The sequence below is a fragment of the Streptomyces sp. NPDC031274 genome (assembly GCF_055570235.1).
In genome coordinates, this window is record NZ_JBVIHP010000340.1 from 1 (window position 1) to 1,199 (window position 1,199).

2 pseudogenes are annotated in these 1,199 nt (G+C 73.5%); both read left to right on the plus strand.

Features of this window, described 5'->3' with window-relative positions:
* Positions 1-354: pseudogene (locus ACZ5CR_RS46195) on the plus strand (hypothetical protein); the annotation flags it as partial.
* Positions 344-1,199, plus strand: a pseudogene (locus tag ACZ5CR_RS46200) (hypothetical protein); the annotation flags it as partial. The pseudogenes ACZ5CR_RS46195 and ACZ5CR_RS46200, both read left to right, overlap by 11 nt.

Here is a 1,199-nt window from a genome sequence, read left to right on the forward strand (position 1 = left end):
ACTGCCGCCGATCTCGCGGCCGCCGTCGTCCTCGCCCGAGCGGGCCGCGGCGCGCTCGTCGGGGCCGACAAGACCTGCTGCGCGCTCAACCCGCTGCACGGCCCCGCCACGGGCTGGCGCGACGCCCAGTACGCGCCCGACGACCAGCGCCTGCGCACCATCCCGGTGTGCGCGGGGTGCCGCGTCCTCGTCGCCGTGCAGCCCCGCCTCGCCTACACCCTCCGGCTCACGCTGCCGGGCCCGCGGCGGGGTGAGCGCGTGCCGTACGAGGAGGCACCGGGTCCGCTGTCCGCGGCTCGTGACGGAATCCCCCAACTCATCCGCCAGGTAAGGGAGTACGCCGGTGTCCAGTGACGTGAAGCGTGCCCTCACGACGGCGGGCGTCACCCTCGTGGCGCTCATCGCGGCGGCGCTGCCTGCGGTGGCGCAGGCACCCGGGGCGCCGAGTCCGGGCGAGAAGGTCGCCGACGCGTTGCGCAGGTCGCCGGTGTACGTCGACGCCGCGTACGCCGACTCCGTGCCTCCCGCCCGCCAGAAGCAGCTCGTACGGCAGATCGAGAAGACCGGACTGCCGATCAAGGTCGCCTTGGTGCCGATCGTGCAGGGCGACGCGTACGACGGCGAGGCCGACGCCTTCGCGGAAGTCGTGCACGACCGCGTCGACCGCCGCGAGCTCATCCTCGTCACGGGCGGCGACAGGTGGAGCGGAAGCCTCAACGGCTACGAGTGGCCGGAGGACGACAAGCACCAGGCCCGCGACGCGGTGGGCGCGGTCGGCTTCCTCGACGAGATGAAGGACGCGGGGCTCGCGGAGCGGACGGAGAAGGCGATCGAGCTGATCGCGGAGGGCGACGGCACGCAGGTGTACGAGGACGCCACGGCGGATCTGCGGGACGGTGACGGCGGGGGCGGCAGCCTGCCCCGCGAGAACGCGGACGAGGACACCGAGGGGGCGGATGACGATGGCTCCCCCTGGTTGCTGCCCGTCGCAGTCGCCGTAGCGCTCGCCCTGGCGGCAGGGGCCCTCTTCTTCGTACGCGTACGTGTACGCCGCCGGAGCCGCGGGAGGAGCGGGAGGAGCGGCCCTCAGCGCTACCCGAGCGCGACCGGCTGTCCCCCCTCTCTTCCCCCGGCGCGGTGTTTTGGATTACGCCGCGCCACGGAAACGGGAGCGGCTCCACACACCGAAACCGACGGCA